General features: G+C 65.3%; 20 protein-coding genes. 11 read left to right on the forward strand and 9 right to left on the reverse strand.

From position 1 onward, the window contains the following. Positions 1-20: 20 nt before the first annotated feature. The 10 genes from AB9K35_RS05765 (at position 21) to AB9K35_RS05810 (ending at position 10423) form a co-directional block, all read left to right on the forward strand. Positions 21-1412, forward strand: coding sequence for a trypsin-like peptidase domain-containing protein (locus tag AB9K35_RS05765; protein WP_222456098.1), 1392 nt, complete (start codon positions 21-23; stop codon positions 1410-1412). Beyond that, complete coding sequence (locus AB9K35_RS05770) at positions 1412-2737, forward strand: replication-associated recombination protein A (RefSeq protein ID WP_222456097.1); 1326 nt, start codon at positions 1412-1414, stop codon at positions 2735-2737. The genes AB9K35_RS05765 and AB9K35_RS05770 overlap by 1 nt, the downstream gene beginning before the upstream one ends. Positions 2738-2879: 142 nt before the next feature. After that, positions 2880-3260 (forward strand): fluoride efflux transporter CrcB, encoded by a 381-nt coding sequence (gene crcB, locus AB9K35_RS05775; RefSeq protein ID WP_222456096.1) that lies wholly within the window; start codon positions 2880-2882, stop codon positions 3258-3260. Further along, positions 3257-4303, forward strand: coding sequence for an RluA family pseudouridine synthase (locus tag AB9K35_RS05780; RefSeq protein ID WP_222456095.1), 1047 nt, complete (start codon positions 3257-3259; stop codon positions 4301-4303). The genes crcB and AB9K35_RS05780 overlap by 4 nt, the downstream gene beginning before the upstream one ends. Continuing rightward, entirely contained in the window at positions 4300-4968 is a 669-nt protein-coding gene (locus AB9K35_RS05785; protein ID WP_369924850.1) for an HAD family hydrolase, read from the forward strand. Before AB9K35_RS05780 ends, AB9K35_RS05785 begins: the two co-directional genes overlap by 4 nt. Before the next feature lie 4 nt (positions 4969-4972). Then, positions 4973-5686, forward strand: a complete 714-nt coding sequence (locus AB9K35_RS05790; protein WP_369924851.1) for an ATP12 family chaperone protein — start codon at positions 4973-4975, stop codon at positions 5684-5686. 220 nt (positions 5687-5906) lie between these two features. After that, positions 5907-6923, forward strand: coding sequence for an amino acid ABC transporter substrate-binding protein (locus AB9K35_RS05795; protein WP_222456092.1), 1017 nt, complete (start codon positions 5907-5909; stop codon positions 6921-6923). Between the two features lie 127 nt (positions 6924-7050). Beyond that, positions 7051-8298 (forward strand): amino acid ABC transporter permease, encoded by a 1248-nt coding sequence (locus AB9K35_RS05800; RefSeq protein ID WP_369924852.1) that lies wholly within the window; start codon positions 7051-7053, stop codon positions 8296-8298. Position 8299: 1 nt separating this feature from the next. Next, on the forward strand, positions 8300-9619 hold the full coding sequence (locus AB9K35_RS05805; protein WP_222456090.1) for an amino acid ABC transporter permease: 1320 nt from the start codon (positions 8300-8302) through the stop codon (positions 9617-9619). A 12-nt stretch (positions 9620-9631) separates the two neighbouring features. Beyond that, positions 9632-10423 (forward strand): amino acid ABC transporter ATP-binding protein, encoded by a 792-nt coding sequence (locus AB9K35_RS05810; RefSeq protein ID WP_369924853.1) that lies wholly within the window; start codon positions 9632-9634, stop codon positions 10421-10423. 71 nt (positions 10424-10494) lie between these two features. Here the strand turns inward: AB9K35_RS05810 and AB9K35_RS05815 are convergent, their stop codons facing one another. From AB9K35_RS05815 to argB, 4 genes are all read right to left on the reverse strand, one after another. Next, positions 10495-10947 carry a DUF411 domain-containing protein gene (locus AB9K35_RS05815; RefSeq protein ID WP_369924854.1) on the reverse strand — a complete coding sequence of 151 codons (453 nt, stop codon included), beginning with the start codon at positions 10945-10947 and terminating at the stop codon, positions 10495-10497. 103 nt (positions 10948-11050) lie between these two features. Continuing rightward, positions 11051-11548, reverse strand: a complete 498-nt coding sequence (locus AB9K35_RS05820; protein ID WP_222456088.1) for a histidine phosphatase family protein — start codon at positions 11546-11548, stop codon at positions 11051-11053. Continuing rightward, positions 11545-12225, reverse strand: coding sequence for a ferredoxin (locus tag AB9K35_RS05825; RefSeq protein WP_369924855.1), 681 nt, complete (start codon positions 12223-12225; stop codon positions 11545-11547). The genes AB9K35_RS05820 and AB9K35_RS05825 overlap by 4 nt, the downstream gene beginning before the upstream one ends. Positions 12226-12432: 207 nt before the next feature. Next, positions 12433-13293 (reverse strand): acetylglutamate kinase, encoded by an 861-nt coding sequence (gene argB, locus AB9K35_RS05830; protein ID WP_222456086.1) that lies wholly within the window; start codon positions 13291-13293, stop codon positions 12433-12435. Between the two features lie 151 nt (positions 13294-13444). Between argB and AB9K35_RS05835 the strand changes: the two genes are divergently transcribed. Continuing rightward, positions 13445-14173 carry an SDR family oxidoreductase gene (locus tag AB9K35_RS05835; RefSeq protein ID WP_222456085.1) on the forward strand — a complete coding sequence of 243 codons (729 nt, stop codon included), beginning with the start codon at positions 13445-13447 and terminating at the stop codon, positions 14171-14173. 48 nt (positions 14174-14221) lie between these two features. On the opposite strand, the gene AB9K35_RS05840 is transcribed toward AB9K35_RS05835, so the two are convergent. The 5 genes from AB9K35_RS05840 to yidC form a co-directional block, all read right to left on the reverse strand. Further along, positions 14222-15625: a PepSY-associated TM helix domain-containing protein gene (locus AB9K35_RS05840; protein ID WP_369924856.1), complete on the reverse strand. Its 1404-nt coding sequence runs from the start codon at positions 15623-15625 to the stop codon at positions 14222-14224. 72 nt (positions 15626-15697) lie between these two features. Continuing rightward, positions 15698-16063: a DUF2946 family protein gene (locus AB9K35_RS05845; RefSeq protein WP_369924857.1), complete on the reverse strand. Its 366-nt coding sequence runs from the start codon at positions 16061-16063 to the stop codon at positions 15698-15700. Between the two features lie 4 nt (positions 16064-16067). Beyond that, a complete protein-coding gene (yihA, locus tag AB9K35_RS05850) occupies positions 16068-16715 on the reverse strand; it encodes a ribosome biogenesis GTP-binding protein YihA/YsxC (protein WP_369924858.1) in 648 nt (215 codons plus the stop codon). After that, positions 16715-17467 (reverse strand): MOSC domain-containing protein, encoded by a 753-nt coding sequence (locus tag AB9K35_RS05855; RefSeq protein WP_369924859.1) that lies wholly within the window; start codon positions 17465-17467, stop codon positions 16715-16717. The genes yihA and AB9K35_RS05855 overlap by 1 nt, the downstream gene beginning before the upstream one ends. Beyond that, complete coding sequence (yidC, locus tag AB9K35_RS05860) at positions 17467-19269, reverse strand: membrane protein insertase YidC (protein ID WP_369924860.1); 1803 nt, start codon at positions 19267-19269, stop codon at positions 17467-17469. The genes AB9K35_RS05855 and yidC overlap by 1 nt, the downstream gene beginning before the upstream one ends. Between the last annotated feature and the right edge of the window lie 88 nt (positions 19270-19357).

Consider the following 19357-nt stretch of genomic DNA (forward strand, 5'->3'; position numbering starts at 1 on the left):
CAACAACTGTTGGAGTGCTCATGTTCCGCCCCGTCCTGACAGCCCTTGCCATCCTGCTGGCCCTGCCGGCTGCTGCCGAAACCCGCGTGCCGCAATCGCAGGCCGAGATCTCCCTCGGCTTTGCGCCCCTGGTCCGGGAGGCCTCGCCCGCGGTGGTCAACATCTATGCCAAGGTGGTGCGGCAGGTGCAGCAGCGCCGCCGCTCGCCCTTCATGAATGATCCGTTCTTCGATGACTTGTTCCGCAGCTTCACCACGCCGCAGCCGCGCGTCGAGAACTCGCTCGGGTCAGGTGTGATCCTGTCGGCCGATGGCATCGTGGTGTCGAACTATCACGTGGTCGGCAGCGCCACGGAAATCCGCGTGGTGACCGCGGACCGTCGCGAATACAACGCCGAGGTCATCCTGGGCGACAAGGCCAGCGACCTGGCAATCCTGCAGCTGGAAGACGCCGAAGACCTGCCCTACCTGTCCCTGCGCGACAGCGACCAGGTCGAGGTGGGCGAGCTGGCGCTGGCGATCGGCAACCCCTTTGGCGTGGGGCAGACCGTCAGCAGTGGCATCATCTCGGGGCTTGCGCGCACCGGCATGGGGGCCGGTGATGGATTTGGCTACTACATCCAGACCGATGCACCGATCAATCCGGGCAATTCGGGCGGTGCGCTGATCGACGTCAACGGCGATCTCATCGGCATCAACACCCGCATCCTGTCCCGTTCCGGCGGCTCCAACGGCATCGGCTTTGCAATCCCCGCCAACCTGGTGCGGGAATTCGTCAACCAGGCGCGTGAAGGCGCCGAGGAGTTCCAGCGCCCCTGGGCCGGTATGGCGGGGCAGCCGGTGGATGCGGATCTCGCCGCCTCGCTGGGAATGGAGCTGCCAGAGGGCATGGTGATTTCGGATCTGCACAGCGAAAGCCCCTTTGCCAAGGCGGGCTTCCGGGTCGGCGACGTGATCACCCATGTCGACGGTGAAGTGGTCAACTCGCCTTCGGAGATGGTGTTCCGCATGTCGGTGGCCGGGCTGGGGGATACCTCGGTCATCACCCGTCTGCGCGGGGGCGAGCGGGAAGAGGTTGAAGTGCCGATGATCACCGCCCCTGACACGCCGCCCGCCAATCCGGTCCAGCTGGACGAAAAGACCGCGTTGCCGGGGCTGACCGTGGCCCGGATCAATCCGCAGGTCATTACTCGCCTTGGCCTGCCGCTGTCGGCAGAAGGCGTGGTGGTCACCGATCCCGGTCCCTATGCCGCGCGCGGCGGGGTGCAGACCGGGGACGTCGTGCTGGCCGTGAACGGCAAGGCGGTGACCAGCACCGATGATGTCTATGCGCTGCTGGCCAACAGTGGCCGCTGGGTCCAGCTGGACCTGAACCGGCGCGGCCGTCAGGTGGCGCTGAGGTTCCGGCTCTGATGTCGGATCTGTTCGGCAGCCCCGAAGGCGGTGGTGACGACACCGCCCAGCAACCCGCCCGCAACCGGCCGCTGGCTGACCGGCTGCGGCCGCAGTCCCTGACGGATGTGATCGGTCAGCAGCAGGTGCTTGGCCCGGAGGCGCCGCTGGGCGTGATGCTGGCCTCCGGCTCGCTGTCGTCGCTGATCTTCTGGGGGCCGCCGGGCGTGGGCAAGACCACGATCGCGCGGCTGCTGGCCAAGGAAACGGACCTGCATTTCGTGCAGATTTCGGCGATCTTCACCGGCGTGCCCGAGCTCAGGAAGGTGTTCGAGGCGGCCAAGATCCGCCGCCAGAATGGCCAGGGGACGTTGCTGTTCGTCGACGAGATCCATCGTTTCAACAAGGCCCAGCAGGACGGCTTCCTGCCGCATATGGAGGATGGCACCATCCTGCTGGTGGGGGCGACGACGGAAAACCCCTCGTTCGAGCTCAATGCCGCCGTGTTGAGCCGGTCGCAGGTGCTGGTGCTGGAACGTCTGTCGCTGGCGGATCTCGAACGTCTGACCCAGCGCGCCGAAAAGGAGCTGGGCCGCGCCCTGCCGCTCTCGGGCGATGCCCGCGATGCGCTGCACGAGATGGCCGATGGCGACGGGCGCGCGCTGCTGAACCTGATCGAACAGGTGGCCGCCTGGACGGTGGAGGCCCCGCTGGGGCGCGAGGCGCTGTCGGCGCGGCTGATGCGCCGCGCGGCCAAGTTCGACAAGTCCGGCGACGAGCATTACAACCTGATCTCTGCCTTGCACAAATCGATCCGCGGCTCCGACCCGGATGCGGCGCTGTACTGGCTGGCGCGGATGCTGGAGGGCGGCGAGGACCCGCGCTTTCTGGCCCGCCGCCTGACAATGATGTCGACCGAGGACATCGGCATGGCCGATCCGCAGGCCAATACCGTGTGCCTCAATGCCTGGCAGACCTATGAACGCCTCGGCAGCCCCGAGGGGGAGCTGGCGCTGGCCAATGCCGCCGTCTACCTGGCGCTGGCGCCGAAATCCAACGCCGTCTACGTCGGCATCAAGGCGGCGCGGCGGCTGGCCAAGCAGACCGGCAGCGCGCCGCCGCCCAAGCACATCCTAAACGCGCCGACCAAGTTCATGGCCGAGCAGGGCTACGGCGAGGGCTATGCCTATGACCACGATGCCGAAGACGGGTTTTCCGGCCAGAACTACTTCCCCGACGGGGTAAAGCGGCCGGTGCTGTATCAACCGGTGGAGCGTGGCTTTGAGCGCGAGCTGAAGCGGCGCGCGGATTACTTTGCCAACCTCAGGCTGAAGCGGAACAAGTGAAGCGGCTTTGCGGGCAAAGCCGCTGCCTCCGGCGGGAGTATTTGGGGAAAGATGAAGCCGGGGTGGTTCTGCGGGCAGCCCTGCGCGTGGTGCAGGGCGGGCAAAACTTGACATCTTTGCCCGTGCGCGCGACAGGACGGGGATGATTTCTTCGGTTTCCATGGTGGCGCTTGGTGGCGCGGTCGGCGCGGTGTGCCGGTATCTGGCAGGCTTGGGCATCATCCGGCTGCTGGGGCACCATGATTTCCCGGTGGCGGTGCTGACGGTCAATATCCTCGGCTCCTTCCTGATGGGGGTGTTCGTGGTGGCGGCGGCGCTGCGGGACCTGACCTGGCTCAGCCCGTTGGTGATGACCGGGATCCTGGGCGGGTTCACCACCTTCTCGGCGTTCTCGCTGGAGACCGCCAACCTGATCGAGCGCGGCGCCTTCGGGCAGGCCGCGCTGTATGTAGCTTTGTCCGTGGGCCTGTCGGTCGGCGGGCTGTTTTTCGGCCTGTGGGCCGCAAGGGGAGTGTTCGCATGAGCGGCGTTCAGATGATTACCGTCAGCGAAGACGACAGCGGCCAGCGCATCGACCGCTGGCTGCGGCGGCTGTTTCCGCATGTGAACCAGGGCCGCATCGAGAAGATGTGCCGCAAGGGCGAGCTGCGGCTGGATGGCGGTCGGGTCAAGGCCAATACCCGCGTCGAGGCGGGGCAGGTGGTGCGGGTGCCGCCGCTGGCGGAGAGCGACCTGAAACCGGCCGCCCCGCGCGAGATGCGGATTTCCGATGCCGACGCGAAGATGATCCGCGACTGCGTGATCTACCGCGACGACGACGTGATCGTCTTGAACAAGCCCGCGGGGCTGGCGGTGCAGGGCGGCTCCGGCACCACCAAGCACGTGGATGGCCTGGCCGAGGCGCTGAAATTCGGGCTGGAGGACAAGCCCAAGCTGGTGCACCGGATCGACAAGGACACCTCGGGTGTTCTGGTGTTGGCGCGCAACCGCAAGGCCGCACAGGCGCTGACCGCCGCGTTCCGGCACAAGAACACCCGCAAGATCTACTGGGCACTGGTGGCCGGCGTGCCGACGCCGTACCTTGGCGAGATCAAGAACGGGCTGGTGAAGGCGCCGGGGCATGGCCGGTCCGGTGAGGGCGAGAAGATGATCAACGTGCATCCGCGCGACATCGACGACACGCCGGGTGCCAAGCGCGCACATACGCTGTATGCCACGCTTTACCGGGTTGCCTCCCGCGCTGCCTGGGTGGCGATGGAGCCGATTACCGGCCGCACCCACCAGCTGCGCGCGCATATGTCCGGCATGGGCCATCCCATTGCCGGCGATGGCAAATACGGCGGCTCGGGGCAGGAGAACCTGGGCGACGGCTGGGGCGCGCAGATCGGCGGGGTGATCTCGAAGAAGCTGCACCTGCACGCGCGCCGGATGGTGTTCGAGCACCCGGTCACCCGCAAGCCGGTGTCGGTGGTGGCGCCCTTGCCCGACCATATGAAGGAAAGCTGGGAGACCTTTGGCTGGACCGAGGACCTGGCGGCGGACGACCCGTTCGAGGATCTGAAGTGAGCAAACCGCTGCGGCTGATCCTGTTTGACGTCGATGGCACCCTGGCCGACAGCCAGGGCGCGATCACCGGTGCGATGGCGGAGGCGTTCGAAGGCGCGGGCCTGAACGTGCCCCCGCGCGAGGCGATCCTGTCCATCGTCGGGCTGTCGCTGCCGTTGGCGATGCGGGAGCTGGCGCCGAATCATGACGATGCCACGATCGAGGCGCTGGTGGAGGGCTACAAGTCCTCCTACATGCTGTCGCGTCAGGCGGCGGGCGCGGCGCATTCGCCGCTGTATCCCGGTGCGCGCGAGGCACTGGCGCAGCTGCACGAGGTGCCGGAATATCTGCTCGGCGTGGCCACCGGCAAGTCACAGCGCGGGCTGGATGCCCTGATCGACGCGCATGGGCTGAACTGTTTCGTGACCCGGCAGGTGGCGGACCATCATCCGTCGAAACCGCATCCGTCGATGATCCTGACGGCGATGGCAGAGACCGGGGCCGATCCGGACAGCACCGTGATGATCGGCGACACGAGGTTTGACATTGAAATGGGGCGCGCCGCGGGGGTCACCACCATCGCCGTGCCCTGGGGCTATCACGACGCAGCCACACTGGGCGCCGACTACCTGATCCGCGACTTCGCGGAGCTGCGCCCGCTGCTGGCAGAGATCTGGAAGGAATAGGCACATGAGCGGCTGGGCACAGAAACGGTTCTGGAAGGCAGTGGCAGTGGCGCAATGCGACGATGGCTTTGCGGTGGAGCTGGACGGCCGCCGGGTAAAGACCCCGGCGAAGGCTGCGCTGACGGTGCCGACCCGCGCCATGGCCGAGGCCATTGCCGCGGAGTGGGACGCCCAGAACGAATCAGTCGACCCGGGCAGCATGCCCTGCACCCGTTCGGCCAATGCGGCGATCGACAAGGTGACACATCAGCACAGCGAAGTCGCCGCGATGCTGGCGGAATACGGTGACACCGATTTGCTGTGCTACCGCGCGGACTCTCCGGCCGAGCTGGCCGCGCGCCAGGCCGAGGCATGGGATCCGGCCCTGGACTGGGCCGAAACCGCGCTGGGCGCCCGTCTGGCACCGCGCAGCGGCATCCTGCATCAGCCGCAGGAGGCGTCGGCGCTGGCATGTCTGGCGCGGAAGGTGGAGGCGTTGAGCCCGTTCCAGCTGGCCGCGTTTCATGACCTGGTGGGCATCTCCGGGTCCTTGATTCTAGGGTTCGCGGCGGCATTGGACTGGCGCGATGCCGAGGACATCTGGCAGCTGTCGCGGCTCGATGAACGCTGGCAGGAAGAGCAATGGGGCGTGGATGAGGAGGCGCAGGCCGTCGCCGCCGTCAAGCGGCAGGAATTCCTGCATGCCAAACGTTTCTTTGACCTCTCCACGGAGCGCTGAAAATTACCCGAACCCCGGTCACGGCGAAAGTATTTTGCTTGGCCGGGGTTTGTGCGCAATCCGCGCATCGAATTTCCTGATACGACCCTTGACGTTTGCTGATGAATGCGCCCACACTCGGGCATGAATTGGGGGTAAACCCTTCTTCAGTCTCATTTCCGGCGGGGGATCGCCGGATAATAAGAACCGCCGAATGGCGGGCCATCAGGAAGAGGTAAATATGAAAAAATCCGTTATTTTGGGCGCAATGACCTTCGCCGGTCTTGCGGCTGGCGCGGCATCTGCCGGCACGCTGGACGACGTGAAGGCGCGCGGCAAGCTGAACTGCGGCGTCACCACCGGTCTGGTCGGTTTTGCGGCTCCGAATGCGAACGGCGAATGGGAAGGTTTCGACGTGGCCGTGTGCCGTGCCGTTGCTGCGGCCGTGCTGGGCGACTCCACCGCGGTGGAATTCGTGCCGACCACCGGCAAGACCCGCTTCACCGCGCTGGCGTCGGGCGAGATCGACATGCTGGCCCGCAACACCACCTGGACCTTCAGCCGCGACGTCGACCTGAAGTTCGAATTCACCGGCATCAACTACTATGACGGCCAGGGCTTCATGGTTCCGAAAGAGCTGGGCGTGTCCTCGGCCAAGGAACTGGATGGCGCCACCGTGTGTATCCAGACCGGCACCACCACCGAGCTGAACCTGGCGGACTTCTTCCGCTCCAACAACATCTCCTACGAGCCGGTGCCGATCGAAACCAACGCCGAGGCGCAGCAGCAGTACCTGGCAGGTGCCTGTGACGTCTACACCACCGACGCCTCCGGCCTGGCGGCCACCCGCGCCACCTTCGACGATCCGTCGGCGCATGTGCTGCTGCCGGAAATCATCTCGAAAGAACCGCTGGGCCCGCTGGTCCGCCACGGTGACAACGAGTGGGGCGACGTGGTGCGCTGGTCCCTGAACGCGCTGATCGCAGCCGAAGAGCTGGGCATCACCTCGGCCAACCTGAACGACATGGCGGCCGGCACCGACAACCCGGAAATCAACCGTCTGCTGGGCACCGAAGGCACCCTGGGCGAAATGCTGGGCCTGTCGGCTGACTGGGCGAAAAACGCCATCGCGGCTGGCGGCAACTACGGTGAGATCTTCGCCAAGAACATCGGTGAGGACACCCCGATTGGTCTGGCGCGTGGTCTGAACGCACAGTGGACCGAAGGTGGCCTGCTGTACGCACCGCCGTTCCGCTAATCACACCATCGGGAGGGGCGCAGGTTAAGCCTGCGCCCTTTTCCTATCTTTGCATAAGCTCCGGCCAGCTGCGGAGCGGCGACCAACGCCGCCAGGACAGAAAACCGGAGCCCAGGGGATCACATATATGTCAACGCTCACTGACCCTCCAAAGGAGCAGTTCCGGCTGTCCATGCTCCTTTATGATACCCGGTATCGCTCGGCCACCATCCAGGTCATCGCGATGTTCGGGTTCATGCTTCTGGCCGCCTGGCTCATCAACAACACCATCATCAACCTCAATACGCTGGGCAAACCCGTCTCCTTCGGGTTCCTGGGCGAGACTGCAGGCTACGATATCAACCAGCGACTGCTGGATTATGACAACCAGGACACCCACTTGCGCGCGGCCTTCCTGGGCCTGCTGAACACGCTTGTGATCGCCTTCATGGGCTGTGTCGCCGCGACCATCGTCGGGGTGCTGGTCGGCGTGCTGCGGCTTTCGTCGAACTGGCTGGTGGCGCGGATCATGACCGTCTACGTCGAGATGTTCCGCAACGTCCCGGTGCTGCTGTGGATCGTGCTGATCTTTGCCATCGTCACCGAATCCACGCCTCACCCCAAGGTCTACCGGGGCGTCGAGACCGGCGCCGTGGTGGTGACCAACCGCGGCACCTACCTGCCGGAGCCGCTGTTCTCGCGCTCTCTGGGCGATGTGCACCTGTTCGGCAGCTCCAGCCTGCGCTTTGATATCTCGCTGGACCTGATTGCCATTCTGGTGGTGCTCGGCCTCAGCATCTTTGCCTCGATCAAGATCCGCCAGCGCGCGGACCGCATCCAGGAGGCCACCGGCGTGCGCCCGCGCACCTGGCATACCCGTGCCGCGGTGCTGATCCTGCCGCTGCTGAGCCTGCTGATCGCGCTGGGCTTCCACCTCGGCTACCCCGAGCTGAAGGGCTTCAACTTCCAGGGCGGTACCCATCTGCGCAACTCGCTGCTGGCCTTGTGGCTGGCGCTGTCGCTCTACACGGCTGCCTTCATCGCGGAAATCGTGCGGGCGGGGATCCTGGCGATCTCCAAGGGCCAGACCGAGGCCGCATCGGCCCTGGGCCTGCGTCCCAACAAGACCATGTCGCTGGTGATCCTGCCGCAGGCGCTGCGGGTGATCATCCCGCCGCTGATCTCCAACTATCTGAACTTGACCAAGAACTCCTCGCTGGCGATTGCCGTGGGCTACATGGACATCACCGGCACCCTTGGCGGTATCACCATGAACCAGACCGGTCGCGAGCTGGAGTGCGTGCTGATGCTGATGCTGGTCTACCTGGCCATCTCGCTGACCATTTCGGCGGTGATGAACTGGTACAACGAAGCCGTGAAGCTGAAGGAGCGCTGAGATGAGCGGTACACATGCCCATACCGTCGCCTATGTGCGCGACACCATGCTGCCCGAGCAGGCGCCTCCCGCATCCGAAGTGGGACCGATCGGCTGGATGCGTCACAACCTGTTCTCCACCTGGGTGAACACCGGCATGACCTTGCTGGCGGTGGCGGCGATCTACTACGTGCTGGCCGGGGTGCTGCCCTGGATCTTCCAGTCGGTGTGGAACGCGGATTCGCTGACCGAATGCCGCGAGATCATGATGGAAACCTGGGGCTCGACCCATGGCCACGCCTGCTGGGGTGTGATCAAGGAACGCTGGCTGCAGCTGCTGTTCGGCTTCTACCCGCCGCATCTGTACTGGCGGCCGATCCTGGCGCTGGTGCTGCTGCTGGCGGCGCTGAGCCCGGTGCTGTTCTCCGACCGGGTCTCGTCCAAGATGCTGATCCTGACCGCAGCCTACCCCTTCCTGATGCCCTTCCTGATGTGGGGCGGCACCATCTGGGGTCCGCTGAGCGCCGCGCTCGGCTTTGTCATCGGCTATCTCATCATCAAGCACGGTTCCGAAAAACTGGGTGAGCTGGGCGCGATGATCGCAGGTGTCGTGGCCGCGGTGATCTGGTGGTTCGTGCTGGCCGGTCCGGTGACGGATGCCCTGTCCTCGGCCCTGCCCATCGGCATCGAGGCGGTCCAGAGCCGTCAGTTCGGCGGCTTCATGCTGGCGATCATGCTGGGGGTCGTGGCCATCGGTGTCTCGCTGCCGATCGGGGTGGTGCTGGCGCTGGGGCGTCAGTCCGACCTGATCATCGTCAAGTACATCTGCGTCGGCTTCATCGAATTCGTGCGCGGCGTGCCGCTGATCACCCTGCTGTTCGTGGCCTCTTTGCTGCTGAACATCTTCCTGCCGCCGGGGACCAATTTTGACATCATCCTGCGGGTGATGATCATGATGACCCTGTTCTCCGCCGCCTATATGGCCGAGGTGATCCGCGGTGGTCTGGCAGCCCTGCCCAGGGGCCAGTACGAGGGGGCTGACAGCCTTGGCCTCAACTACTGGCAGGCGCAGCGGCTGATCATCATGCCGCAGGCGCTGAAGATCTCCATTCCGGGCATCGTCAGCACCTTCATCGGGATTTTCAAGGATACCACGCTGGTGTCGATCATCGGCCTGTTCGATGTCATCGGCCTGGCCAGTGCGATCCGCGCAGACACGGCCTGGAACGGCATCTACTGGGAACTCTTCGCGTTCATCGCGGCGCTGTTCTTCGTCGTCTGCTTCTCCATGTCCCGTTATTCCATGTATCTTGAGCGTCGCCTCAAGACGGACCACCGTTAAGGAGTTCAACATATGTCTGAACTTATGACCGACCGCGCAATCGACCGCTCCAAGATGCAGGTGAGCGACAAGGTTGCCATTGAAATCACCAACATGAACAAGTGGTACGGCTCCTTCCACGTGCTGCGCGACATCAATCTGACCGTCAACCAGGGCGAGCGGATCGTGATCGCGGGGCCGTCGGGGTCCGGCAAATCCACCCTGATCCGCTGCCTCAACGCGCTGGAGGAACACCAGCAGGGCAAGATCGTGGTGGACGGCACCGAACTGTCCAACGACCTCAAGAACATCGACAAGATCCGGTCCGAGGTCGGGATGGTGTTCCAGCACTTCAACCTGTTCCCGCATCTGACCATCCTGGAGAACTGCACGCTGGCGCCGATCTGGGTGCGCAAGACGCCCAAGAAAGAGGCCGAAGAGCGGGCGATGCACTTCCTCGAGAAGGTCAAGATCCCCGAGCAGGCGCACAAGTACCCCGGCATGCTGTCGGGCGGCCAGCAGCAGCGTGTGGCGATCGCGCGCAGCCTGTGCATGATGCCGCGCATCATGCTGTTCGATGAACCCACATCGGCGCTCGACCCGGAGATGATCAAGGAGGTGCTCGACACCATGATCGAACTGGCCGAGGAAGGCATGACCATGCTTTGCGTGACCCACGAGATGGGCTTTGCCCGCCAGGTGGCGAACCGGGTGATCTTCATGGATGCGGGCCAAATCGTGGAGCAGAACGAGCCCGAGGAGTTCTTCAACAACCCCAAGAGCGACCGCACCAAGCTGTTCCTCAGCCAGATCCTGGGTCACTGAACCGGGGCTGCAGAAACCAAACAAAAGGCCGGGCACAGCGCCCGGCCTTTTTTGTTTGCGCGTGCTGCGGCTCAGCCGTGGCTGGCAAAGACCTCGGTGCTGCCGTCAGCCAGGATCAGCAAGGTGTCGAAGGCTTCGCGCTCGTCGCCCATCTCCATCCCCGGCGAGCCGATCGGCATGCCGGGCACGGTCAGCCCCAGGGCATCGGGGCGTTCGGCCAGCAGCCGCTGGATATCGGCAGGCGGCACGTGGCCCTCGATCACATAGGCGTCGGCCATCGCGGTGTGGCAGGAGGCCAGCTCTTCGGTGATGCCCAGTTTTTCCTTCATCGCCCACAGTTGCGCGTCAGGCACATCGGTGACCTCGGTCTGGAACCCGGCATCGGCGAGACGCTCGGCCCAGGCGGTGCAGCAGCCGCAGGTGGGCGATTTCATGACGCGGATGGTTGGCTGTGATGCGGCGGCGACCGGCAGGCGGGCAAAGGGCAGGGCGGCTGCGGCCAGCAGCAGGGAACGGCGGTTCATGGCGGGCTCCTGTTTCAAAACGACAGTCTTTGACGCATACCTAGGAAGCGATATCGACCGCTGCCAGAACCTTCCTGCGCGGGATGCGGCGGGATGCCGCGGATCACTCGCCCAGCAACTCGCGCGGGACGCAGAAATCCACCACCTTGGCGCTGCTCCAGGAGATATCCTGCCAGCGATCCGTATCGAAGCGGGCAACCAGGGTCGCGCCGGTGGGGTAGTCGTCGAACCGCGAGTGATCCGGCGGGTGGCGGACGATGGAATGGGCAAAGGCGGCGATGCCGGGATTGTGGCCAATCATCATCACGCAGGGGTGTTCCGCCTGCTGCAGCAGCTGGAACATGATGTCGGAATTGCCGTGATACAGCCGCTCGGTGAAAGCGGCCTGTGCCTCGAGCCCCATCAGCTCCCAGGTTTCGCGGGTGCGTTGCGCGGAGGAAGAGATCACCTGCCCGGGCAGATAGCCATTGTCGCGCAGCCAGGCGCCGATTGCGGGGGCCGAGCGGCGGCCGCGTTTGTTCAGCGGGCGGGCGTGGTCGCTGGGGACATTGGTGTCCCAGGCGGATTTTGCGTGGCGGGTCAGGATCAGGGTGCGGGTCATGGGTGATGAAAATACCTCATGTGATGGGCGGTTTGGGCGGGATCGCGGCCTGCCCCACGGCTGAGCGGGCAGGCCAGCCGGGCAAGGCAGCCGCCGGTCATGCAAGCGGAGCCCGCGGCGGTGGCAAGGTGGTCGTGGCAGGCCACCAGATCATAGCGCTCGCTCTCGGACAGCGCCCCGGCGGGGCAGGCCGACAGACAGGGGCGCGTCGGGCAGCTGTGGCAGGGTGACTCTGCCAGCGGCGGGGGGGGTATGTCAAACTTCTGGTTGAAATGCAGGGCTCCGCGCAAGGAAATCAGCAGTCCGACCCGATCATGCACCAGCATCTGTGACGGCGATGTGAAACTGCGCCCGGAGGCCAGGGCCCAGTCGACGAAGGGCTGATAGGGCGGCCCGCCAAAGGGGTAATAGGCCCGTGCCCCCAGCGCGCACGCCATGCCGCCCACCACCCGCTCGGACCAGCGGTCGATCGGATCGGGGCGGCCGTCCTGATGTTCGGGGCCGGCTGTGAAGAGCGGCCAGAACGCCGCGCCCGTCCCCAGCAGCACCAAGGTGCCATCGCGCAGCCCCTTGACCGGTTGGTGGCCCGGGTGCAGCGCGCCATAGATCTCCAGCCCGGCGGCGGCGGCAGCACGGTCAACGCGCACATAAAGGTCGGTTTGGGGGGCGGACGTCACGGCTGGCTCCGGGTTGTTTTCGGCAGCCTAGCAGCGTCGGGTCCGAGGCCGGAACGCAAAAACGCCCTGCGGCAGAGCGTCAGCGGCCGTTTTGTTGCGAATAGTCCTGCGGGAAGAATGGGCCGCGCCAGCGGGGGCAGGCCCGCGTCTGCGCAAAGGCCAGCCCTGCGCCGGGGGCGCAGGGCAGAGGTGTCATCGGTCAGGGGCTCAGGCCCGGATCATCGAGCCCGCGCCGTGGTCGGTGAACAGTTCCAGCAGCACCGCGTTCTGCACCCGGCCATCAACGATGGTACAGGCGCGCACGCCGTTGCGCACCGCGTCCAGCGCGGTTTCGGTCTTGGGAATCATGCCCCCGGCGATGACGCCGCTGGCGGTCATTTCCTCGACGTCCGAGGCTTTCAGTTCGGTCAGCACGTCGCCGTTCGCGTTCTTGACGCCCGCCACATCGGTCAGCAGCAGCAGCCGGTCAGCCTTGAGCGCCTTGGCGATGGCGCCGGCGGCGGTGTCGCCGTTGATGTTGAAGGTTTCGCCCGCGCGGCCTGCGCCGATCGGGGCAATGACCGGGATCATGTCCTTTTCGAACAGTCCATAGAGCACCTTGGGATCCATCTCTGCCGGGGCGCCGACAAAGCCGAGATCGGGGTTGGCCTGATCGCAGGTGATCAGGTTGGCGTCCTTGCCCGACAGGCCCACGGCGCGGCCGCCCTGGGCGTTGATCGCCTGCACGATGCGCTTGTTGACGACGCCGGACAGCACCATCTCGACCACTTCCATGGTCGCGGCATCGGTCACGCGCTTGCCGTTCACGAACTCCGACTGGATGTCCAGCTTGTCCAGCATGGCGTTGATCATCGGCCCGCCGCCGTGCACGATCACCGGGTTCACCCCGACCTGCCGCATCAGCACGATGTCGCGGGCGAAGGTCTCCATCGCCTCGTCGCTGCCCATGGCGTGGCCGCCCAGCTTGATGACGACGATCGCCCCGTCATAGCGCTGCAGGTAGGGCAGCGCGCTTGAAAGGGTCTCGGCAGTGGCAATCCAGTCGCGGTTCATGTTCTGTGTCTTCATCGCTGTCATCATCCCTAGGTGTCACGGGTTTAGGCGGTTCCGTCGTCGCTGCCAAGCATTGCCTGCGTCGCAGGGCGCTATTCACGCGGGCCATTGCCACCGCCGGTGCCGGTGATAGGGTCGGGGCGCAATCGTCGATGAGGACCATCTGATGCGTCAGAAAACATTGCTGCTGACCGGAGCCAGCCGCGGCATTGGCCACGCCACGGTGCGCCGCTTCAACGCCGAAGGCTGGCGGGTCATCACCTGTTCACGCCAACCCTTCCCGCAGGAATGCCCCTGGGGCGGTGGCCGGGAGAATCACGTGCAACTGGATCTGTCGGACCCCTCGGACACCATCAACGCGGTCGGGCAGATCCAGGAGCTGCTGGATGGCAAGCTGGATGCGCTGGTCAACAATGCAGGCATCTCGCCCAAAGGCCCCAATGGCGAGCGGTTGAACACCCTGAACACCGACCTGATGGACTGGGGCAAGGTCTTTCACGTGAACTTCTTTGCCTCGGTGGTGCTGGCGCGGGGGCTGAAGGATGAGCTGGCGGCGGCCAAGGGATCGGTGGTGAATGTGACCTCGATCGCGGGCAGCCGGGTGCATCCTTTTGCAGGCGCCGCCTATGCCACCTCCAAGGCGGCGCTGGCGGCGCTGACGCGGGAGATGGCGCATGATTTCGGCCCGATGGGGGTGCGGGTGAACGCCATTGCCCCGGGCGAGGTCGAGACCGCGATCCTGTCACCCGGCACCGAGAAGATCGTCGAGAAACTGCCGATGCAGCGGCTGGGCCAGCCCGAGGAGGTGGCCTCGGCCATCTATTTCCTGTGCTCGGAAGGCAGCTCCTATATCTCCGGCGCCGAGATCGAGGTGAACGGCGCGCAGCACGTCTGAGTGCTGGGAAACCGCCCGGCCGATAGGCCGGGCAGCGCCTGATCAGGGTCAGCTGACCGCGCGTTTCAGCGCCGGGATATTGCCCAGCAGCAGTACATCGAACGCCAGCACCGCCAGCAGCACCAGCCCGGTCAGCGGGAAGGCCAGCGAGACCAGCGCCCCGATCAGCACCGCGCCTTTCCAGAACGGCAGCTCCGCGGGCAGCGGCGGTGCGGCAAGGCGGGCCGCACCCGCGGGGCGGCGCTTCAGCCACATCACCACGCCCGAGACGCAGGTGAAGATCACCGCAAGGCAGAAGACCGTGTTCAGAACCACGTTCCACAGCCCCAGATCGCCTTCGTGAAAGGCGATGCCGACGGCCATGGATTTGCCCGCCAGCGAATAGTCGGCGAATTTCACGTCGCCGAGGATCTTGCCGGTGAACTGGTCGACATGCACGGTGCGGTCGCAGGTCGGGCAGTGGCTGTCGTTGCTCATGCTGTCCTGATTGATGGTGAACACCCCGCTGTCATTGCGCGGGAAGACGATGCGGAAGCGCCCCTCGTATCCCAGCGCACGGGCCAGTGCCGCCACCGAATTGCCATTTACGGGCGTGCCCTGCGGCAGGCCGGTGAGGCCCGCGTCAGAGCCGGATTCGGGCATCAGGGTCTGCTCCAGCGCCCAGGGCACGTCCTTGGTCGCGCCGTGGTTCATATGCCCGGCGTGGGTGCTGTCGGACAGCGGCACCGCCTCCCACTTCTGGGCCGGGAAGCTGGACCAGGCCTGCACGAAGCGCTCGCCCCAGAAGCCCGACCAGGCGAGGCCCGAGACCAGGAACACCACCAGGAGCAGCGAGATATAGACGCCGGTGACCGCATGCAGGCTCTTCCACAGGGCGCGGCCGCGGGCGGCGAGGTTGGGAAGGAAGGCGGCGGCTGACCTGCCGCGCGGCCACCAGAGGTAAAGACCGGTCAGCACCAGCACGATGCCAAGCCCGGCGGCAATCTCGATCAGCCGGTCGCCGAGATCACCGAGCAGCAGGGTGCCGTGGATATCGGTCAGGACGTCATACCAGCCCGCACGGCGGTCCCAGACCTCCACCACCTCAGCCGTGTAGGGATCGACCGCGACCATGCGCTGGCCGTCTTCGACCGCGACGCGCACCACGGCGGCGCGGTCATCGGCCTTGGGGCCGATCCATTCCACCAGTGCGGCCCCGGGCAGATGGTCCAGCGCGGCCTGGGTCTGGGCGACGATGGGCAGGGCGGTCTCTCCCTGCGGAATGGTCACATATTCGCCGTCACGGCCGTCAAACAGGGCGATGTACATCATGATCAGGCCCGTGACGGCCAGCACGATGAGGAAGGGGATCACGTATAGCCCGGCATAGAAATGCCAGCGCCAGGCGGCGAAGTAGAATTTCTCGGACAGCGGGCGCGCGGAGGGCGCGGATTGCGTTTGGCTGGTCGCCATTGGGTCTCTCCATATCGGAACAGGGCCGGGCAGCGGGCTACCGGCTGGAAAATCAGGGAGTGTTCTGCGAAGTCAGGAGAGCGCGGGCGGGCCGCGGGCGTCGTAGCGCCAGTGGAACCCGGCGCTGTGATGGGTGAAGGCCTCACGCGCCCAACGGCTGCCGAGCGGCGCATCCAGTTCAAGTGAGATCTGGCTGTCCGGCAGCAGGGCCGTCGCGCCGATGGCGGCAAAGGGGCAGCTGCGGTCTTCCATCTGGTCGGCGGGCGCATGGGGCTCGCCGCTGTCCAGATCGACCCAGGTTTCCACCGGGCCGTGGCCGGTACAGATCACCAGCAGTACCTTGCCGTTGGTCGTGCTGCCCGGCATCCAGCCGGTCGGGATCAGCCCGGCCATGGCCAGGGCGATCACAACCAGCAGGGAAGGCAGGCGGCTGAGCATGTCGTTACAGCCCGGCGATGATCGACCGCAGCGTGGCGATGCCGTCGCCTTTCTCAGACGAGGTCAGCACGATCTCGGGGTAGGCGGCGGGGTGTCTGGCCAGCGCGCCCTTCACTTGCTCGAGCACCTTGGCGCGGTCCTTTTCCTTGACCTTGTCGGCCTTGGTCAGAACGCATTGGAAGGTCACGGCGGAGGTGTCCAGCAGCTTCATGATCTCGTCGTCCACCGGTTTCACCCCGTGGCGGCTGTCGATCAGCACAAAGGCGCGGCGCAGGTTCTGGCGACCCGACAGGTAGCGTTTCAGCAGCTTCTGCCACTGCTCCACCACCTTCAGCGGCGCGTTGGCATAGCCATAGCCGGGCAGGTCGACCAGATACAGATCCGGCCCCTGGGTGAAGAAGTTGATCTCCTGCGTGCGCCCCGGCGTGTTGGAGGCGCGCGCGATGCCCTTGGTGCCGGTCAGCGCGTTGATCAGGCTCGACTTGCCGACGTTGGAACGGCCGGCAAAGCAGACCTCCAGCCGGTCGGCATCGGGCAGGCCGTTCATCGCCACCACGCCCTTCAGGAATTCGGTCTCGCGGGCAAAGAGCTTGCGGCCCTTTTCGGCGGCTGCGTCGTCCGGCGCCTCGGCGAGGGAAAATTGCATCTGCATCACAGTACCTTTACCGCGTCGCCCAGGCGGATTTCGCCGCCGCGCACCACCTCGGCATAGACCGAGAAATCCTGGTGGCCCCAATTGTCCTTGAGGGTCTTGAGCGTGTCGGCGTCGCGTTCGCCGGTTTCAGGGTTGGCGGTGGTGGCCAGGCAGCGGGTGACCCGCTCGCGCACCGCAAAGACGGCCTCGCCGATCTGCACCTCGCGGCCGAGCCAGGTGTTCTCGACCCAGGCTTCGCCGAGGTCGAACCAGATGTTGCCGCGCCAGCGCAGCGGCGACAGATCATGGCCGATCGCCTGTTCCACCGCGCGGTGGGAGGCCTGGTTGCACAGGGTGACAGAGGGAAATGCGGTGTCGGTCATGCCGCGTCCCGGCACCCGCACGATGCGGGCCGACGCGGCGCGGTTGGCGGGCAGCAGCGGCTGGCTCCAGTCCAGGAAACGCGGCAGGTCCTCGGCCGCGTCGGGATCAAAGGTCAGCTCTGGGCGGTCCGGGTGGCGCAGGGTCAGCTGGCCGGAGGCATCATCCAGCCGGGCATCGATGGCCATCAGCTGGGGCGCCTTGGCACCCCGGGTAAAATTCTGGCAGGGCACCCAGGCGGTGTCGTCCGCCTTGGAGCTGTCATGGGCAACCGCCCAAACACGGTCGCCGGGCATGGTCTGCCCGGCGCTCATGGTGACGTTTTCCAGTGCCTCCCGCCCATGGGATTTGAGCGGGTGGCGCCAGAGACTTGTGACCTGATGGGTCATCACTTCTCCACCTTGGGCTTCTTCTTGAAGCTTTGCTTGATGTTGCCGAACACATCCGGCGTATAGCCGTGGCTCCGCATGATCAGATACTGCTGGGTGAAGGTGATCGTGTTGTTGGCAATCCAGTAGACCACCAGGCCAGAGGCAAAGCCGCCGAGCATGAACATGAACACCCAAGGCATCCAGGCAAAGATCATCTGCTGGGTCGGATCGGTGGGCGCCGGGTTCAGCTTTTGCTGCAGCCACATCGAGATGCCCAGCAGGATCGGCAGGATGCCGATGAAGACCAGGGCGAGGAGGCTGTCCGGGGCCGGGGCTGCCCAGGGCAGCAGGCCGAACAGGTTGAAGATCGAGGTCGGGTCCGGCGCGCTGAGGTCCTGGAAGGGGCCGAAGAAAGGCGCGTGGCGCAGTTCCAGCGTGACGAAGATCACCTTGTAGAGCGAGAAGAAGATCGGGATCTGGATCAGGATCGGCAGGCAGCCCGCGGCGGGGTTCACCTTCTCCTTCTTGTAGAGCTCCATCATCTCCTTTTGCATCTTCTGGCGGTCGTCGCCGGCGCGTTCCTTGAGCTTCTCCATCTCCGGCTGAAGCTCTTTCATCTTCGCCATCGAGGCGTAGGACTTGTAGGCCAGCGGGAACACCAGGATCTTGATCACAACGGTCAGGCCGATGATCGCCCAGCCCATGTTGCCGATCAGCACGTTCAGATTATGCAGCAGCCAGAACATCGGCTTGGTCAGGAAGAAGAACCAGCCCCAGTCGATGGCATCGAGGAAGCCCTTGATGCCCGCGGATTCATATTCGCGGATGGTGGCCCATTCCTTGGCACCGGCAAACAGCTGCGTGGTCACCTCGGAGCTCTGGCCCTCGGCCAAGGTCACCGCGGGCAGCACGATGTCGGACTGGTAGATGCCGCGACGTTCGTCGAATTTGGCGATCGAGCGGAACCCCTGACCCGGTGCGGGCACCAGGGTGGTCATCCAGTAATGGTCGGTAAAGCCGATCCAGCCGTTTTCGGCGACCTGGCGGACCTCGGCGCGGGCCCCGTCACGGGGGTCCAGCTCGAAATCTTCCATGTCGTCGTAATCGATCTCGGACAGCTCGCCATCGGCCATGCCGACGAGCCCCTCGTGCAGGATGAAGAAGTTCTTCAGATCCTGCGGCAGGCCATGGCGCGCCAGCGTGCCATAGGGCGCCAGCGACACGGTGCCGCCGGAGGCGTTGGTGACCGACTGGGTGACCGAGAACATGTAATCCTTGTCGACCGCGATGGTGCGGTTGAAGGTCAGACCCTTGCCGTTGTCCCAGGTCAGCGTCACCGGGCTGTCCGGTGTCAGGGTGGCGCCTTCGGGGGCGGACCACAGGGTGTTGGCCCCGGGCACGTCGCTCGCCGAAAGACCGGCACCGGGTGCCCAGCCATAGAGCGCGTAATAGGCCTGCGCTTCACCAACCGGTTTCAGCAGCGTGACGATCGGCGAATTCTCGTCCAGGGTCTCGCGGTAGTCCTTCAGCGCAAGATCGTCGATCCGCCCGCCCTGCAGCGAGATGCTGCCGGTGATGCGCGGGGTTTCGATCTCCAGGCGGGGGGCCTGGGAGGCTTCCGCCTCGGCGGTGGAGGCGTCCGCGACGCTGTCGGCACCGGCGCTTGGCGCGGCGGCGATGTCGCCCGCGGGGGCGGTTTCGCTGATCGCGGTCTCCGGCGCCTGTTCCGGCTCCGGCGGCGGGAAGAGAGTGTACCAGCCGAGGATCACCAGGAAGCTGAGAGCGGTTGCGAGAATTAGATTTTTGTTCTGATCGTCCATTGGGGACTGCCACCTCGTGTAGGGAAGGACAGGTGGGGTTCAACAGAGGTGGGCCGCAAAGGTCAAGCAGAATCACGTCGCGCCGGGG

It is taken from the genome of Leisingera sp. XS_AS12, from assembly GCF_041224635.1.
Taxonomy (GTDB): Bacteria; Pseudomonadota; Alphaproteobacteria; order Rhodobacterales; family Rhodobacteraceae; genus Leisingera.

Coding starts and splice junctions, on each gene's coding strand:
- AB9K35_RS05795 (WP_222456092.1), top strand. CDS start 5,907: ATGAAAAAATCCGTTATTTTGGGCGCAATGACCTTCGCCGGTCTTGCG.
- AB9K35_RS05810 (WP_369924853.1), top strand. CDS start 9,632: ATGTCTGAACTTATGACCGACCGCGCAATCGACCGCTCCAAGATGCAG.
- AB9K35_RS05835 (WP_222456085.1), top strand. CDS start 13,445: ATGCGTCAGAAAACATTGCTGCTGACCGGAGCCAGCCGCGGCATTGGC.
- crcB (WP_222456096.1), top strand. CDS start 2,880: ATGATTTCTTCGGTTTCCATGGTGGCGCTTGGTGGCGCGGTCGGCGCG.
- argB (WP_222456086.1), bottom strand. CDS start 13,293: ATGAAGACACAGAACATGAACCGCGACTGGATTGCCACTGCCGAGACC.
- yihA (WP_369924858.1), bottom strand. CDS start 16,715: ATGCAGATGCAATTTTCCCTCGCCGAGGCGCCGGACGACGCAGCCGCC.
- AB9K35_RS05780 (WP_222456095.1), top strand. CDS start 3,257: ATGAGCGGCGTTCAGATGATTACCGTCAGCGAAGACGACAGCGGCCAG.
- AB9K35_RS05855 (WP_369924859.1), bottom strand. CDS start 17,467: ATGACCCATCAGGTCACAAGTCTCTGGCGCCACCCGCTCAAATCCCAT.
- AB9K35_RS05800 (WP_369924852.1), top strand. CDS start 7,051: ATGTCAACGCTCACTGACCCTCCAAAGGAGCAGTTCCGGCTGTCCATG.
- yidC (WP_369924860.1), bottom strand. CDS start 19,269: ATGGACGATCAGAACAAAAATCTAATTCTCGCAACCGCTCTCAGCTTC.
- AB9K35_RS05805 (WP_222456090.1), top strand. CDS start 8,300: ATGAGCGGTACACATGCCCATACCGTCGCCTATGTGCGCGACACCATG.
- AB9K35_RS05840 (WP_369924856.1), bottom strand. CDS start 15,625: ATGGCGACCAGCCAAACGCAATCCGCGCCCTCCGCGCGCCCGCTGTCC.
- AB9K35_RS05820 (WP_222456088.1), bottom strand. CDS start 11,548: ATGACCCGCACCCTGATCCTGACCCGCCACGCAAAATCCGCCTGGGAC.
- AB9K35_RS05845 (WP_369924857.1), bottom strand. CDS start 16,063: ATGCTCAGCCGCCTGCCTTCCCTGCTGGTTGTGATCGCCCTGGCCATG.
- AB9K35_RS05815 (WP_369924854.1), bottom strand. CDS start 10,947: ATGAACCGCCGTTCCCTGCTGCTGGCCGCAGCCGCCCTGCCCTTTGCC.
- AB9K35_RS05765 (WP_222456098.1), top strand. CDS start 21: ATGTTCCGCCCCGTCCTGACAGCCCTTGCCATCCTGCTGGCCCTGCCG.
- AB9K35_RS05770 (WP_222456097.1), top strand. CDS start 1,412: ATGTCGGATCTGTTCGGCAGCCCCGAAGGCGGTGGTGACGACACCGCC.
- AB9K35_RS05790 (WP_369924851.1), top strand. CDS start 4,973: ATGAGCGGCTGGGCACAGAAACGGTTCTGGAAGGCAGTGGCAGTGGCG.